The 15,764-nt window shown below is 67.9% G+C and carries 13 protein-coding genes and 1 pseudogene; 12 read left to right on the top strand and 2 right to left on the bottom strand.

The genetic code is table 11. The annotated features are described in order from the left end of the window. Window positions 1-12: 12 nt before the first annotated feature. From H8R17_RS29445 to H8R17_RS29465, 5 genes are all read left to right on the top strand, one after another. The gene (locus H8R17_RS29445; RefSeq protein ID WP_187826263.1) at window positions 13-999 is read left to right on the top strand and encodes an ABC transporter permease; all 987 of its coding nucleotides are present in this window, start codon (window positions 13-15) and stop codon (window positions 997-999) included. A gap of 6 nt (window positions 1,000-1,005) precedes the next feature. After that, window positions 1,006-2,133, top strand: coding sequence for an ABC transporter permease (locus tag H8R17_RS29450; RefSeq protein WP_187826264.1), 1,128 nt, complete (start codon window positions 1,006-1,008; stop codon window positions 2,131-2,133). An 80-nt stretch (window positions 2,134-2,213) separates the two neighbouring features. Then, window positions 2,214-3,311 carry an ABC transporter ATP-binding protein gene (locus tag H8R17_RS29455; protein ID WP_187826265.1) on the top strand — a complete coding sequence of 366 codons (1,098 nt, stop codon included), beginning with the start codon at window positions 2,214-2,216 and terminating at the stop codon, window positions 3,309-3,311. Then, window positions 3,308-4,345 (top strand): ABC transporter ATP-binding protein, encoded by a 1,038-nt coding sequence (locus tag H8R17_RS29460; RefSeq protein WP_187826266.1) that lies wholly within the window; start codon window positions 3,308-3,310, stop codon window positions 4,343-4,345. Before H8R17_RS29455 ends, H8R17_RS29460 begins: the two co-directional genes overlap by 4 nt. Continuing rightward, complete coding sequence (locus H8R17_RS29465) at window positions 4,342-4,875, top strand: hypothetical protein (RefSeq protein ID WP_187826267.1); 534 nt, start codon at window positions 4,342-4,344, stop codon at window positions 4,873-4,875. Before H8R17_RS29460 ends, H8R17_RS29465 begins: the two co-directional genes overlap by 4 nt. Before the next feature lie 399 nt (window positions 4,876-5,274). Here the strand turns inward: H8R17_RS29465 and H8R17_RS29470 are convergent, their stop codons facing one another. Both H8R17_RS29470 and H8R17_RS29475 read right to left on the bottom strand, forming a co-directional pair. Next, complete coding sequence (locus tag H8R17_RS29470; protein ID WP_187826268.1) at window positions 5,275-6,306, bottom strand: LacI family DNA-binding transcriptional regulator; 1,032 nt, start codon at window positions 6,304-6,306, stop codon at window positions 5,275-5,277. Between the two features lie 302 nt (window positions 6,307-6,608). Then, window positions 6,609-8,339: an RICIN domain-containing protein gene (locus H8R17_RS29475; protein WP_223125631.1), complete on the bottom strand. Its 1,731-nt coding sequence runs from the start codon at window positions 8,337-8,339 to the stop codon at window positions 6,609-6,611. 522 nt (window positions 8,340-8,861) lie between these two features. On the opposite strand from H8R17_RS29475, the pseudogene H8R17_RS45875 reads away from it, so the two are divergent. The 7 genes and pseudogenes from H8R17_RS45875 to H8R17_RS29505 form a co-directional block, all read left to right on the top strand. Continuing rightward, a pseudogene (locus tag H8R17_RS45875) lies at window positions 8,862-9,113 on the top strand (beta-xylosidase); the annotation flags it as partial. Between the two features lie 50 nt (window positions 9,114-9,163). Next, window positions 9,164-9,259, top strand: a complete 96-nt coding sequence (locus H8R17_RS29480; RefSeq protein WP_262505602.1) for an RICIN domain-containing protein — start codon at window positions 9,164-9,166, stop codon at window positions 9,257-9,259. A gap of 135 nt (window positions 9,260-9,394) precedes the next feature. After that, entirely contained in the window at window positions 9,395-11,386 is a 1,992-nt protein-coding gene (locus H8R17_RS29485; protein WP_187826269.1) for a DUF4978 domain-containing protein, read from the top strand. A gap of 142 nt (window positions 11,387-11,528) precedes the next feature. Continuing rightward, a complete protein-coding gene (locus H8R17_RS29490; RefSeq protein ID WP_187826270.1) occupies window positions 11,529-13,226 on the top strand; it encodes a substrate-binding domain-containing protein in 1,698 nt (565 codons plus the stop codon). A gap of 341 nt (window positions 13,227-13,567) precedes the next feature. Continuing rightward, the gene (locus H8R17_RS29495; RefSeq protein WP_316959559.1) at window positions 13,568-14,674 is read left to right on the top strand and encodes a Gfo/Idh/MocA family oxidoreductase; all 1,107 of its coding nucleotides are present in this window, start codon (window positions 13,568-13,570) and stop codon (window positions 14,672-14,674) included. After that, window positions 14,667-15,590 (top strand): PmoA family protein, encoded by a 924-nt coding sequence (locus H8R17_RS29500; RefSeq protein ID WP_187826272.1) that lies wholly within the window; start codon window positions 14,667-14,669, stop codon window positions 15,588-15,590. Before H8R17_RS29495 ends, H8R17_RS29500 begins: the two co-directional genes overlap by 8 nt. Beyond that, window positions 15,587-15,751: a hypothetical protein gene (locus tag H8R17_RS29505; RefSeq protein ID WP_187826273.1), complete on the top strand. Its 165-nt coding sequence runs from the start codon at window positions 15,587-15,589 to the stop codon at window positions 15,749-15,751. Before H8R17_RS29500 ends, H8R17_RS29505 begins: the two co-directional genes overlap by 4 nt. The last annotated feature ends 13 nt before the right edge of the window (window positions 15,752-15,764 follow it).

Raw genomic sequence — 15,764 nt, forward strand, 5'->3', positions numbered from 1 at the left:
CTGGAGGACCGCATGCTGGTCGTGGCCGCGCGCCGGACCGTCTACATGATCGTGACGCTCGCCATCGTCTCGGTACTGAGCTTCGCGATCATCGCCGCTCCGCCGGGGAGCGCGCTGTCGCAGAAGATCTCCCAACTTCAGAGCCAGGGTGGAGAGGTCACCGAAGCACAAGTCCAGGCGCTCAAGGAGCAGTACGGCGTCGGCGACTCGTGGTTCGAGCAGTACGGGAAGTGGGTCTCCGGCTTCTGGCACGGCGACTTCGGCCACTCCTTCACGCTGAACGAGCCGGTCGGCGACCTCATCTGGAGCCGCCTCGGCCTCTCGCTCGTACTGAGCATCGGCGCGCTGCTCATCGCCTGGGGGCTGTCGATCCCGCTCGGTGTCTACTCCGCCACCCACCGGCACTCGCTCCCTGATGCCGTGATCACAGTGATCCAGTTCATCGGGGTGGCGATCCCGGAGTTCCTGTTCGCCCTGGTCGTCATGGTCCTGGCGGCCAACTACCTGGGGACGGACGTCGGCGGACTCTTCTCCAATCAGTACGAGAACGCCGCCTGGAGCTGGGCCAGATTCGCGAATTTGCTGGACCACTTGTGGGTGCCGCTGGTCGTGATCGCGGCCGGCTCCACGGCGTGGCTCACCCGGGTGATGCGCGCCAACCTCCTCGACGTCCTCAACAACCAGTACGTGCAGACGGCGCGGGCCAAGGGCGTACGGGAACGCAGGGTGATCTGGAAGCACGCGGTACGCAACTCCCTGCACCCGCTCGTGATGACCTTCGGAACCACGTTCCCGGTCCTGATCTCCGGTGAGGCGATCGTGTCCATCGTCCTCAACCTGCCGACCATCGGTCCGCTGCTGGTCAACTCCCTGCTCAACAAGGACATGTACGTCGCAGGAACGATCCTGCTCATGCTGTCGGCGCTGCTGGTGATCGGGAACTTCGTCGCCGACACCCTGCTCGCCGTGATCGACCCGCGCCTTCGGCTGGGAGGGTAGGCGCAGATGACGACGATCGCATCCTCTCCGGAGACGGAGCACCACGGCCACGCTTCCGTGACCGCGCCACAGGGCAGGGCGGCGACGCTGCCGCAGTGGCGGCTGATGCTGCGGCGGTTCCTCAAGAGCCGGCTGGCGGTGACCGCCTCCGTGGTCCTCGGCCTGCTCTACCTGTGCGCGATCCTGGCCGGCTTCCTGTCCCCCAACCCCTACGACCAGCAGGACGCGGAACTCGTGCACGCCCCACCGTCCAGCATCACCTGGTCCGGCGGGCCCGCGATCTGCGGCCGGGAACAGCACCTGAACACCGCGACGTTCACCTACGAATACCGCAGCGACTGCTCCCATCCCGTCCCCCTGCACTTCTTCGGTAAGGGCCACGAGTACAAGCTGTTCGGGGTGATACCGACCGACCGGCACCTGGTCACCGTGGACAAGCCGCACAAGCTCCTGCTCTGGGGAACCGATAGGCAGGGCCGGGACGTGTTCGCCCGAGCCATGCAGGGCGCCCGCGTCTCCCTGACCATCGGCCTGCTCGGCGTGGCCGTCGGCACCTTTCTCGGAACGGTGATCGGAACCGTCTCGGGGTACTTCCGCGGCGCGGTCGACACGCTGCTGCAACGGTTCATCGAACTGCTGATGTCGCTGCCGACACTGCCCCTGTGGCTGGCCCTGGCCGCGATCCTGCCGTCGGACATGTCCGTCACCAGCCGTTACCTGCTGATCACCCTGATCCTGTCGCTGGTCGGCTGGGCCGGCCTGGCGCGGCAGATCCGCGGCAAGGTCCTGTCCTACTCCGAGGCCGACTACGTCGCAGCCGCCCGGGTGGCCGGAGCCTCCAGCGGGCGCATCATCTTCCGGCACCTGATCCCCAACGCGTCCAGCCACATCGTGGCCACCGCGATGCTGGCCGTCCCGGCCACCATCATCGCCGAGACCTCGCTGTCCTTCCTCGGCGTGGGCATGCTGCCCCCCGCGGTTAGCTGGGGCGTGCTGCTGTCCGAGGCGCAGAACGTCTCGACCGTCCAGCAATACCCGTGGCTGCTGCTGCCCGCCGCCCTGGTGGTGCTGGCGGTGACCTGCTTCCAGCTCATCGGCGACGGCGTCCGAGACGCCGTGGACCCCTACGGCTGACCGGCGGCGCGGCAGACGAGGCGACACCGGGGGCGCTCTCCACCGCCACCCCACGACCGACACAGCACGGGAGCCCACAGATGACCCAACGGTTCGAGGACGAACGAACGGCGAGCACGACGCCGGCGGCGACGGCCGTCGACGAGCCGGGTGACGCGGAGGACGTCGTGCTGTCCGTCCGTGATCTGGAGGTGGTCTTCCCCACCGCCCTCGGCGACGTCCAAGCGCTCAACGGCGTCACCTTCGACGTGCCGCGCGGCAAGGTGCTGGGGATCGTCGGCGAGTCCGGCTGCGGCAAGAGCGTGACCGCGCGGGCGATTCTGCGGATCGTCGAGAAACCCGGACGCATCACCGGCGGCAGCATCACCCTGCACAAGCCGACGGGCCGGGCAGAGATCACCAAGCTCGGCTCCGACAGTGAGCCGATGCGTGCGCTGCGCGGCAAGGAGATCGCGATGATCTTCCAGGAGCCGATGAGCTCGCTGAACCCCGTCCACACGATCGGCGCCCAGATCGAGGAAGCGGTACTCATCCACCAGACGCAGGACCGCAAGGAGGCCGCGGACCGCGCCGTCGACATGCTCCGCCAGGTCGGTATGCCCGATCCTGCCGCGACAGCCGCCTCCTACCCGCACCAGCTCTCCGGCGGCATGCGCCAGCGCGCCATGATCGCGATGGCGCTCTCCTGCCATCCCACACTGCTGATCGCGGACGAGCCCACCACGGCGCTGGATGTCACCACCGAGGCCCAGATCCTCGAGCTGCTCCGACGGGTCAGAGACCAGGCCGGGATGTCGATCATGTTCATCACCCACAGCATGGGCGTCGTCGCCCAGCTCTGCGACGAAGTGATCGTCATGTATCTGGGCCGGATCGTGGAGCGCGGCAGCGTCGACGGCCTCTTCCACGACCCCCGGCACCCCTACACCCGCGCGCTGCTGCGGTCGATCCCGCGGATCGGCGGCGACCGCACGGCGCCCCTGGAAGTGATCGAGGGCTCCGTCCCCGACCCCTACACGCGCGTGCCCGGCTGCGCCTTCCACCCGCGCTGCCCGCAGGCCCTCGCCGGCCGCTGCGACACGACCGTGCCGACACGCACAACGGTGACCCCGGGCCACAGCGTCCACTGCCACCTGTACGAGACAGACCGCACGGAGCCGACGGAGGCCGCGAAGTGACCGAGCCATTGCTCGAAGTGACCGGGCTGAAGAAGCACTTTCCCGTCCGGGGCGGACTGCTGCGCCGTCAGGTCGGGGCAGTCAAGGCCGTGGACGGGGTCGACCTCACGGTGGGCCGGGGCGAGACGGTGGCCGTTGTCGGCGAGTCCGGCTGCGGCAAGTCCACCACCGGGCGCGCGATCGTGCGCCTGGAGCCGCCGACCGCCGGCGAGGTCGTCTTCCACCACCGCGAACTCGGACCGGTGCACCTGGAATCCGCCGACGCGCGCACGCTCCGCGCGGTCCGCCCGCATCTGCAGATGGTCTTCCAGGACCCGTTCGCCTCGCTGGACTCCCGGATGACGGTCGGCAGCGCCATCGCCGAACCGCTGGTGATCAACAAGGTGCTCTCCGGTCGCGCGCTCAAGGACCGCATCGCCGAGCTGCTCACCCTGGTGGGCCTGCGCCCCGAACACGCCTCCCGCTACCCGCACGCCTTCTCCGGCGGCCAGCGTCAGCGCGTCGGCATCGCACGGGCCATCGCCCTCGACCCGGATCTGATCGTCTGCGACGAGGCCGTCTCCGCCCTCGACGTCTCGGTCCAGGCCCAGATCCTCAACCTCCTGCAGGAGCTGCGACGGGAGATGAACCTGTCCTACCTGTTCATCAGTCACGACCTGGCGGCGGTCGAGCACCTCGCCGACCGGGTCGTGGTGATGTACGTGGGGCGGGTCGTCGAGAACGGTTCGGTCGAGCAGATCTACACCGCCCCGCAACACCCCTATACCGAGGCGCTGCTGGCCGCCGTGCCCCAGCCCGACCCACGGCTGCGCACCCGCCCGAAACTGCTGACCGGGGATGTGCCCAGCCCGGCCGCTCCGCCCGGCGGCTGCTACTTCCACCCCCGGTGCCCCTACGCTCAGCCGGTCTGCGCCGAGCAGACCCCGCCCGTGCAAGACGTGGGGAACGGGCACCGGTCGGCCTGCCACTTCGCCGGCACCCTGCCACTCTCGGGCGCGGTAGTACCGGCGGCATCGACGAGGGAGGCGCAGTGAGCGAGGACGTCCCCCAGTTCACCGGCATCACCGGCTACCAAGAGCCGGGCGGCAGATTCTCCTTCCGCCATCCCTGGGACTGGCACGCCGAGAGCCTCGGCGAAGGCCGTGACGGCGTGCTCCTCACCCCGGACCGGACCGACCCGGACACCTACGTCGCCGCCTGGATCAGCCCGCTGCCGACAGAGGTCACGGCCGAGGATCTGCCCCCGTTGCGCGACGGATTCGATGAGGGTCTGGCGACACTGCCGGATCTGCATGTCCTCGACTCCCACGACGAGGCGCTCGGCAACCTGGTCAAGCTGGAGCGGACCGTCACCTTCTCCGATCGCGGAGCGAAGCGGAAGCGTCTGCTGCGGGCGATCTACGCGGACCGCATGCAGCTGCTCTTCGTGTACCAGGGCAGATCACCGCAGGCATTCGCGTACTGGCTGCCGATGGGCAACTACTGCTACGCCACGCTCCGACTCGCCGACGGAATCTGGTACGCCAGCGATCCCGAACTGCGGCCAGCCAGGCCTGTGGCCTGAAACGGACGGTCGGGCCACCACCGGTGCTTCGCCGATGCCGGCATCGCCGACCTCCCGGAGGCGGTCGGCGAGAAGGGTGGCGCGGCACACGGCGCGCCACCCTGGCAGCACCACGGCTGACCTGTCACGGCACCCCCGGGACAGGGTCACCGCCTCGGTGGCAGCCGCTTGCCGACCTCGCGGGACTGGGCGTGAGCCTGGGCCGCGCGGCCCGGACGTGACAGCTACAGGCCGCCAGCAGCCGATTGGCATGCTTTTGCTCCCAGGTCAGCGGCCGATTGCGGGCGCCGGTCGAGCACGGTTTTGGCACGTCTGAAGAGCATCACCAAGCTGCGCACCGACCGAGGTGGGCAACCACCCTGCCACGGGCCGTCGGTTTGGTGAGGGTGCGGTTGAGCTCTACCGGATGACCTCGCCGGTCCGTGCCGGGCCGGTCGACTCGCGCAGCACGAGGCGTGAGGTGAGGTCCAGGTGGAGTTCCGGCTCCGCCTCCTGGCGAATGCGGGCGAGCAAAGCTTTCATGGCCTGCCGACCCATGGCTTCGCGGTCGAGGTCCACGGTCGAGATGGAGGGATTGAAGTACGCGGTGAACTCCTGGTTGTCCCAGCCGAAGACGCTCACGTCCTGCGGGACCCGCCATCCGCGGTCCTGGAACCCGCGGATGACGCCCATGGCGACGTCGTCGTTCGCGGCGAGCACCGCGGTGACGCCGGAATCCGCCGACAGGCTCTGAGCCGCGTCGTATCCGGACCGCACCGACCAGTCACCGTCGATGACGGCGTAGTTCTCCAGGCCTCGCTCGGCGATCGTCCGCAGATAGACCTCGCGTCGCTTGCGCGCCGACATCCAGTCCGTGCTGCCGGCGACGTGGATGAAGCGCCGATGGCCTATGGAGGCGAGGTGGTCGATGATTTTGGCGGCCGGCTCGCCGTCCGCCGTGATGCCATGGGACCGCATCTGGTCGTCGTACTCGCCGACGACCACGGTCGGGGTGTGCTCCAGTCCGAGCCGTTCGATGTCGCCGATGGGCGTGAAGGTCAGCACTCCATCGGCCTGACCGGAGTCGAGCAGAGCACGGACACGGTCTCCCCGAGCCCTTTCGTCGCCTTCCAAGCCGACGATGTCCAGCATGTATCCGGCTGCCTGTGCTTCCGCGGACGCTCCCCGCAGAATCTGGGAGGGCACGAAGGTCGTCATGGTCGGCAGGACCACGGTGATGCGGTGCGACTTGCGGGTACGCATCGACCGCGCCACCAGGTTGGGACGGTAGTCCAGGTCGGCCACGGCCTGTTCTATGCGGGCCACCGTCTGCGGTTTCAGACCTCCGTTGCCCCGCAGGAAGCGGGAGACGGTCTGATGGGACACCCCCGCGTGCGCCGCGACGTCGAGGATGGTGGGACGCTTCTTGCGGGGAGTCCTCGATCGCTCCACATCCCGCTCCGATCGCTCCGGTCTCGCGTCCGCGTCCACAGTAGTTCCCCGCCGCCTCTCTCCGCCCCGAATGGCCGTCGGCACCTTACTGCCGAGGGCGTGACGGCCGTCTGTGCCATGACTCTCGTCGTCTCCTCGGTATGCCGCGACCGACTCCGCCGGTCGGCGGCGACCGCGCGCCTTGAATTCTCCCGTGTCACCATCGGTTCCTGGGACCGAGGCCACCGCGTTCCGCCGCCGGTCGCCGGCCGGCGGGCACCGTAGCGGTCTCACCCGCCCGCGACGCTGCGGGTCCCGGCTCCTCAGCCCTCGAGGTTCCACTGCTGGTTCTGGCCGTCCAAGCAGCTGTACTGCTGCAGACGGGCACCGTCCGCGGTCGAGGCCGAGGCCACGTCCAGGCACTTCCCGGAGTGCTGGGCGACGAGTTCGAAGTAGCCGCTGCCGGCATCGTGCGGCTGCCACTGCTGGTTGGTGCCGCCGTGACAGGTCCACTGGATGACCGCAGCCCCATTGGCCGTAGAGGCCGAGGCCACGTCCAGGCACTTCCCGGAGTGCTGGGCGACGATCTGGTAGTAGCCCCCACCGGCGCTCCGCAACCGCCACTGCTGGTTGTCGCCGCCCTGGCAGCTCAACTGCTGGACCGCGGCCCCGTCGGCGGTCGAGGAGCCGGCCACGTCGGCGCACTTGCCCGAGTGCCGCGCCTTCATCGTCGTCGGGACGAGTTGGGACAGCTGGGCGGTCAGCTCCGGCACGTAGAAGTCGGTGATCCCGGAGATGTTCGGATGGGTGCCACTGCCGCCACTGCCCGGGTAGCCGCCCGCGAGGCCGTCGAAGGTGTACGCCACTCGTTGAGCGTCGACACGGGTGTCGAGCGTCGTGTTCCCGAAGACGTCGGCGACCGCAACGCCCCACTTCAGGGCGGCCCGCAGGTTGATCTGGCGCAGGGCGAGCTGCGTGTCCCAGTCACGCGAGCCCATCTTGTGGGCGGCCACGTACACGAGTTGGGCGGCCGGCCACTTCTGCCTCATCGTGTAGATGGTGTTCTCCAGCGCACCGGCGTAGGTGCCCGTGTCGAACGTGGTGGGATCCTTGGAGCCGCCGATGGTGCCGATCGCGTACGTGTGATTGTCGTGGACCTCGATCGCGTCGTTCGTGCCACCGTCGAAGACGACGAAATCGGGCGCCTGTGAGCTGGCCGCCCGCACCTGAGTGATGATCTGTCCACCGCTGGCGTTGGGCGCCGGACCCACGGTCGCGCCGTTCCGTGCGTACTTCGTCAGCGTCATTCCTTCCCGCTCGGCGACGAAGTTCAAGAAGCTGCGCGAGTACTGGTGCCCGTAGACGATGCTGTCGCCGAAGGCGTAGACCGATTTGCCGACGAGGGATCCATAGGCGGAGTTCGCGGGCCGGACCAGCCGGAAGTTGTCGATCGACTGCTTGCCGGTCCCGTAGTAGTTGCAGGCGACGAACTTCGCGAGCTTCGTCCCGGTGATGGACCCGGTGGCGGATGCCATCACCACCGGCGCGGCCTCCTTGCTGATGATCGAGTACTGGACCTTGCCGAGGGTGAAGTCCATGTGCAGATCGACCGTGTACCACTTGCTCCGGTCGAAACTCGTCTTGATCCAGGTGGGGTTGAGCGAGTCCGGGGCAGCGGTGGAGTCCGAGACGGGCCCGGTCACGGCGTAGCGGAGTTCGGTGCCTGTCGCCGCGATCGCGAAAACGAGACGCCCGCCGTCGTCACGCAGTTCCAGACCGGTCTTCATCCCGCTGCTGGCGATGTCCGTCTTCCAGTCGAAGCGCAGATCGAGCGTCTTCTCCTGCAAGGTGGACGACGCGAACGGCCGTACCGACGTCGTGTAGTTGCCCATGCCCTGCGTGACGTTCAGAACGCCGCCGCTGATGCCGGCTCCGACGGGGAAGCCGAAGTTCGGCGGATCTGTCTGCGCGTCAAAAGTCTCGTTGATCAGCGTTGCACCTGGGGTTTCGGCAGCCGAGGCGGCGTGTGGAGTGAGAAGGGCGGACAGGAGCAAGGCCCCGGCGACGAGTGGGCGGGCCCATCTTCGGGACCGGGACCCCTGTCTGCCTTTGGCGGTATACACATTGATCTCCCTTGATCTCTGGCGGTGTCGACCGGTGCCCGGCGGGAACCGTGCTCGCCCGGGGCCCCTGATCAGCAGGGAGATCCATCGGGAAAAACGTGCCGTCCGACGACTGCGCAGGAAACGTAGTGATCGATCACCCCAGGGGTCAAGATGTCTGCGCGTGATCGATCACATAGCCGCACCGCATCCACCTCACGAGAAGGCCGTCTGCGGGCTCATCACCACCGCTCAGCGGCCGTCAGCTGGGCCGCCGCAGCCGCGAGCCGCGGCGAATTCACCTCGTTAACACCATTGACACACCAGCGGTCCCGCCAGTCTCATGTGCGACAGTGTTGGTTTCAGTCAACTTCTGTTCGATTGCGCTCGGTCGTCTCGGTCAATCTCTGATCGCTCCTGTCCCGCCGTGTTGCCTTCGTCTTGCAAGCGGCAGCCGAAGTGGAGGCACATTCCATGCGCCGCGCCTGGCTACTCGTCCTCGCCATGCTCGTTGCCCTGCTGCCGCAGACGCTCCTGGCGGGCACCGCACACGCGGCGACGGTCACCATCACCAACGGAACCCGGTTCACCGACACCACCGGTGCCGTGGTCCACGCCCACGGCGGCGGGGTGATCAAGGTCGGCACGTACTACTACCGGTTCGGTGAGAACCGCGGCGTGGACAACACCTTCCGGTACGTCTCCGTGTACCGCTCGACCGACCTGCCGCCGGCGACGGCTACGTCCGCCTCGTCTCCCGGCTCAGCGGCAAGTGCCTGGACGTCGCGAGCGCGTCCACGGCCGACGGCGCCAAGTTGATCCAGTGGACCTGCGGCTCAGGCACCAACCAGCAGTTCAGGCGCGGAGCTTGACCAACTCGCCTGCCTTCCCGAAGAAAACCTTGCCAGGGGCCTCCCCCAGGGAGTCCACATGGCGACAACGCATGACAGACGACACCAGCATTTCCATCAATCGGCGGTTGATTGCCGTATCACGGAGGTAGTCCAATGAAGTCGAACAGCAATCTGTGGTCGCGCCGCAGGTTCCTCGCCACGACCGGGTCAGCAGCCCTGGGGGGTGTCGCCCTCGATCTCGCCGGAAACCTCCCGCAGGCCGCGGCGGCCGACGTGGTCTCCTACGTCGACACCTCGAAGTCCACGTACGACAAGCTCGTACTCATGGTTGACGGGAAGCCCTTGTACCACAGCGGGATCCAGTTCCGGTACGAGAAGCACAAGTACACCTTCGGCTGGACGGACGCCCAGCTGAAGCCCGTGCTGCAGATGATCCGCGACGACGGTTTCACCGTGGTGAACATCCCGATCTGGTGGTCGCAGGTGGAGACCTCCAAGGACACCTTCAGCTGGACCGATATCGACCGGTACCTCGCCTGGTGCAAGGAATACGGCCTCAAGCTCGAACTCCTGTGGTTCGGCTGCGACTCGACCGGTTTCTCACTGGCGCCCCGGTTTCCCCCTTACGTGCTGAACGACTACCAGCTCGTGCTGAAGTCCGACGGCACGAAGTTGGCGCTGAACGGTACGAACCTACTGGACAAGACCGATCCCAACCTGCTCAGCAGGGAGAAGTACGTACTCGGCCGGCTCATGGCCCACATCGCGTTGGCCGACACCAGTCACACCCTCATCGGGGTGCAGGTACTGAACGAACCGAACGTGGCGCAGATGCAGTGGGGCCAATCCTCCGACCGGAGCTACAGCAGCTACAGCACCGACAGATGGAACAGCGGCGGGTACACCGACGCGGCGAAGTTCCGCAATGACGTGCTGCTCGATTACCTGAACCAGTTGGGGCAGGTGGTGAAGCAGTCGAACCACTCGGTCTACACCCGTGTCAACGTCGTCGGGGACGCCCGGCCGATCACCGAGAACGAGGCACTCAGGAACCAAGGGAAGACGTTCATCGACTTCTTCGGAAGGGACCCGTACACACAGAGCAACGACGTGCTCTACCACTACGGGACGGACGGTTTCTGGGCCCAGGGGAAGAACTTCCCCATGATCATGGAGAACTTCGCCGGCACCCCGGCAGCGGACGTTCAGAAGTTCAATGCCATCGCCGGCAACACCGCGTTCAACCTCTACGCCGCCCTGGACCCGGACTCCAGCACGGGCAGCAGCAACCACGGCCTGTACAACTTCAATCCGACCACCAAGGTCGTCACCCGCAAGGCCGTCTCCGACAAGGTCGCCGCCCTCAACCACGTGCTGAACAAGATCAGCCGGGATCTCGCCAGCAAGAGCCCGGTAGAAGCCGGCGGAACCAACCTGCAGACCTTCAATCGGAACGCGACCGCTGGCGTCACCACCACCAAACCCGTGGGCGGCGTGAACATCACGTACACGACATCGAGTGGTGGGCAGGCATTCGGTGTCAGGCGCGGTGCGGCCGAGTTCGCTTTCACCGGCACGGGCCAGGCCACGTTCACACTGCCGGGAACCGTCGGCGTCGTGAGGTCCGTCGAGACCGGACACTACGACGGAAACGACAACTGGGTGAGGGCCGCGGCCAAGACATACAGCACGGTTTCAGGGGACATCGCCATCGATCTGGCGGCCGGCGAATGCGTGCGGGTCACGTACCTCGTCAGCGGCGCGACCTACAAGATGAGGCACTCCTCCTCGGGTCTGTACCTCGACACCGATCTGAACGGTGCGGTGACGCTGGTCTCCAAGACCGTCTACGACGACCAGGACTGGATTGTCGCCAAGGACTCGTCCGGATCCTGGACCATCAAGAACGCAAGGCCGGGGCGCAACTACCTGGAAACCGTATCCAGCAACAACGGAGTCATCTGGAATTCCGGAGCCGTTTCGGACAGCTCGCTCTGGAGCCTGGAAGGGGTCGCAGGAGGCGGGTTCCGCGTGAAGAACAACTCGGCGGGGAGGGCATACCTGTACAGGAACCCCGCGGGTGAAGTGAAGTGGAACTCAGGAACGCAGGACTCGAGCACGGTCTGGGTGTTTGAACCGAAGTAGGCGGCGCCCGCGTTGCGGGCCATCCCATCAGCCCGGTGTCCGGTTCACCGACCGCCCCGGTCGGCGGACCGGACACCCTCCGATCACCGGGGGTGTCCGCCCACCCGAAATGTTCGACGTACGCCCGTGTAATGATTGCTGAATGAGTCAGGCTGACGTGCTGAAGGCGCTGGAAGAAAGGGCGGCCGACCAGTGGGGGCTGGTCACCACCGCCCAGGCCAAGCTGGACGGCGTGCAGGGAGTGCAGCTCCTGAGGCTGGAGCGCGCCGGCCTGCTGGAGAGCGTCGGCCACGGGGTGTACCGCATGGTCGCCTCCGCCCCGCCGGAGCACCTCAGGATCAAGGTCGCGTGGCTGCGGCTGGATCCCAGGACGCCACTGCGGCACCGCGGCGCCGAGGGCCCCAAGTCGGGCATCGTCTCGCACGCCTCCGCCTGCGCGGTGCACGGACTGGGCGACTGGCCCGCCGATCGCGTGGAGCTGACTGTTCCGGTACGCCGTACCACCCGCGACGAGAGCGTGGTGCTGCACTGCGCGCGGACCGATGCCGGCGACATCACCGTCGTCGAGGGCCTGCCCGTCACCACGGTGCAGCGGACCGTCGTCGACCTGCTGCGCGTCCGTGCCGACGCCGCCCGTGTCGGCGCGGTCGTCGCCGAAGCCGCTTCCCGTGGCCTGGTGGATGTCGACGACCTGGCGGCGCGGGTCGGGACCTTCGCCGGTGCCTACGGCCTGCGCGCACAGGCGTCCGGTGCGCAGCTGCTGGAATCCCTGTGCGAGCAGGCGGGACGTCCCCTGCGCGTGAGGAAGGCCGAGCGGGCCGCCGGGGAGGGACCCGGACCGGAGAAGAAGCGGGCGACCATCTGGGAGGTGGCCCGCAGGGCCGGAGTGTCGCACCAGACCGTCTCCCGGTATCTCAAGAACGACGGCGGCATGAGGCCGGCGACGCGGGCGAGGATCGAGCGTGCCGTCGCCGAGCTGAAGTACCGGCCCAACCTCATTGCGCGGTCCATGCGCACCCAGCGGTCCAACCGGATCACCATCGTGCTGCCCGAACTGAGCAGCTTCGTTCCGATCCCCTTGTTGAGGGGTGCGTCGGCCGCCGCGCACGACGCCGGGTACCTGACGGACGTCATCGGCCTTGAGGGCGGGAAGTCGCGGCGAGCGCAGACTGTGATGTCCCTGCTGGACGCCCAGCAGGCGGACGGCGTGCTGTCGCTGGTGCCGTTGGCGGACATGCCCGACGGTGCCGACGCCGGGCAACGGCCCGTCGTCGTGCTGGGCGAGTACGACGACGATCTGCACTCCCGGGGACGACTGGCCGACGGGCGGCCCGCCGAGCAGATCCTGCGTCACCTCGCGGACCAGGGGCACCGCCGGTTCCTCCACGTCGCCGGCTCGCGGGAGTGGGCCTCGGCGCGCAACCGGCGTGCGGTGTACGTGGAGGCGATCGAGCGACTGGGCCTGGAGTCCTACGGCGTCGTCGACGGGGACTGGTCGATGCGCTCCGGATACGACACCGCTCGGGACCTGCCGTGCGATTCCGGCGTGACAGCTGTGCTGGCCGCCAACGACTACGTCGCCATGGGTGTGATCCGCGGCTTCCAGGACCGCGGATGGCGCGTCCCGGAGGATGTCAGCGTGTTCGGCTGGGACGACGAGGAGTTCACCCAGTACTTCTCGCCGACCATCTCGACGGTGCACATCAACAAGGAAGAGGTCGGCCGCCGGGCGATGCTGTCGCTGCTCGCCCTCCTGCGCGGCGAGTCCGCGCCCGTGGCTGACGTCGACGACCTGTTCCGGATCGTTCCGCGAGATTCGAGCGGCCCAGCACGCCGGTAGGGCTCGGCCCCGTCGGGCATCCGGCCTGGCCTTCGGGGCCCACCGCCCATGACCTGGCGAGGCGAGACTTTCACAGCGAAATGTGATCGATCACTGCGTAACTCTTGACCTCAAACGTGACCGATCACTACGTTCTTGCTGCTGCCACGTCACGTCGGCGAGCGCCGGCTCCATCCGCGCGATGTCGTTCTGTTCGACCGCGCCCCGTGAACGCGCCCCTGGTGGCACATCGACGTGTCAGAGAGGGAGACATGGGCGCGCCCAGGCCAGGACCCGGTACCGCGCGCACCGCAGCACCCGAGCTTCTACGAGAGAGCCACATGACTGAGGACAGACAGCCCGTGAGGGTGGCGATTGTCGGCGCCGGAAACATTGCCGGTGGCTGCCACATGCCCGCCGTCCACGCCCAGAACGGCGAAGCCACCGTCATCGCGGTCGTCGATGTCGACCAGGAACGCGCCAAGGCCTTCGCCGCCCAGTGGGACATCCCCGCCGCCCATGACGACCTCCGGCAGATGCTCCGGGAGGAGCGCCCCGACCTCGTCATCGTCTGCACGCCCCCGGTCGCGCACCGCGAGGCCGTCACCGCCTGCCTGGACGCCGGTGTGTGGGTGTGGTGCGAGAAGCCCCCCACGCTTTCGGTGGCCGAGTACGACGTCATCGGCGCCCACGAGCGCGAGGGCGGCCCGTACGTCTCCTACGTCTTGCAGCACCGGTTCGGGTCCGCCGCCCGAGCCCTGCGGGAGCACATCCGCACCGGCAGCCTCGGCGCGCCCCTGGTCGGTGTCTGCCACACCCTGTGGTACCGGGACGACGCCTACTTCGACGTCCCCTGGCGCGGCAAGTGGGAGACCGAGGGCGGCGGTCCCACCATGGGCCACGGCATCCACCAGATGGACCTCATGCTGGCCCTGATGGGGGAATGGACCGAAGTCCGCGCCGCCATGGGCAGGTTGGCGCGGAAGGTGGAGACCGAGGACGTCTCCATGGCGATGGTCCGCTTCGCCAATGGCGCCATGGTGTCCATGGTCAACAGCCTGCTCTCCCCCCGCGAGACCAGCTACCTGCGCTTCGACTTCCCCGAGGCCACGGTCGAGCTGTCCCACCTCTACGGCTACGACAACTCCCACTGGAAGTGGACCCCCGCGCCCCACCGGGCCGAGGCCACGGCTGGCGAGCTCGGGGCACCGCTCGACGACGAGGCCAGTTCGCACGCCGCGCAGCTGCGCGTGCTCCTGCGGTCCCTGCGCACCGGACAACGCCCCGAGGCCAGCGGCAACGACGGCCGCCGCGTCCTGGCCTTCATCGCCGCCCTGTACGAGTCGGCGATGACCGGACGACCCGTCACCCCGGACATGATCACCCAGGACAACCCCTTCTACCACTCCATGAACGGCCCGCTCCGCGCCGCCCAGGACAACGCCGACAAGGAGGAGACCGGTGTCTGACACTCACTTCCGGATCGAACACGACGAGGCCGGGACCGAGTTCGTGGTGTCGACCGCGGGCACGGACCTCGCCACGTACGTCTACCGGCCGGACAGTCCTCTCGAAGAATCCCCCAAGCCGTATCTCTACCCGTTGAAGACCCTCTCCGGTGGGCCCGTGGGCGTCTACCGGCCCTGGGACCACCGCTGGCACAAGGGCCTGCAGATGACCTGGTCGCATCTGTCCGGCGACAACTTCTGGGGCGGGCCCACCTTCGAACAGGGCGCGCCCGGCCACGGCTACGTCTGGCGCGAGAACCACGGCCGGCAGGTGCACCGCGGCTTCGACCAGCAGGACGACAGCGGCAGCGAGGTGTCGATCGCCGAGGTCCTGGACTGGGTCGCCTCCAGCGACGAGGTGTGGATCGACGAGACCCGCGTCCTGCGCTTCCACAGCGCCGACACCGACGACGGTGTCTGGGCGCTGGACTTCACCACCGCCCTGACCAACGTTCACCACGAGCCCCTGGAACTGGGCAGCCCCACCACACACGGCCGCCCCAACGCCGGCTACACCGGACTGTTCTGGCGCGGGCCCCGGGCCTGGACCGGCGCGGACGTCATCGCCGACGGGGGTCATGAAGGCGACGCCGTCATGGGCACCCAGGGCGCCTGGGCGGCCATCACCGGCGAGCACGACGAGATCGACGGCGGTGCCACGGTCCTCGCCTACGCCGGCACCACCACGGCCGCCGTCCCGCTGAAGTGGTTCGCCCGCAGCAACGCCTTCGCCTGCCTCAACCCCTCCCCCGCCTTCGACACCGAGATCAAGCTCGAACCCGGTGAGACCCTGTCCCTGAACCACCGCTTCGTGTTCATCGACCGCATGGTGGACCGCCGTGAACTCGAGCCGATCGCCCAGAGGTTCGCGCCGTGACCGCCCTCCCCGACTTCCCCGGATCCGTAGGACTGAGCCAGCTCGAGGTGTACCCCTGGCCCACGGCGGACGACGAACACGGCGGCTCGCCCCACATGCACCTCGTCTGCTCGGAGTGCTACGTCGTCGTCAGCGGCCGCGGCCGGCTGGAGGGCTGCTGATCTGCCGGGTTCG

This window comes from Streptomyces sp. TRM68367 (assembly GCF_014495685.1).
GTDB lineage: Bacteria > Actinomycetota > Actinomycetes > Streptomycetales > Streptomycetaceae > Streptomyces.

Coding starts and splice junctions, on each gene's coding strand:
- H8R17_RS29445 (WP_187826263.1), top strand. CDS start 13: ATGCTGGTCGTGGCCGCGCGCCGGACCGTCTACATGATCGTGACGCTC.
- H8R17_RS29450 (WP_187826264.1), top strand. CDS start 1,006: ATGACGACGATCGCATCCTCTCCGGAGACGGAGCACCACGGCCACGCT.
- H8R17_RS29455 (WP_187826265.1), top strand. CDS start 2,214: ATGACCCAACGGTTCGAGGACGAACGAACGGCGAGCACGACGCCGGCG.
- H8R17_RS29485 (WP_187826269.1), top strand. CDS start 9,395: ATGAAGTCGAACAGCAATCTGTGGTCGCGCCGCAGGTTCCTCGCCACG.
- H8R17_RS29490 (WP_187826270.1), top strand. CDS start 11,529: ATGAGTCAGGCTGACGTGCTGAAGGCGCTGGAAGAAAGGGCGGCCGAC.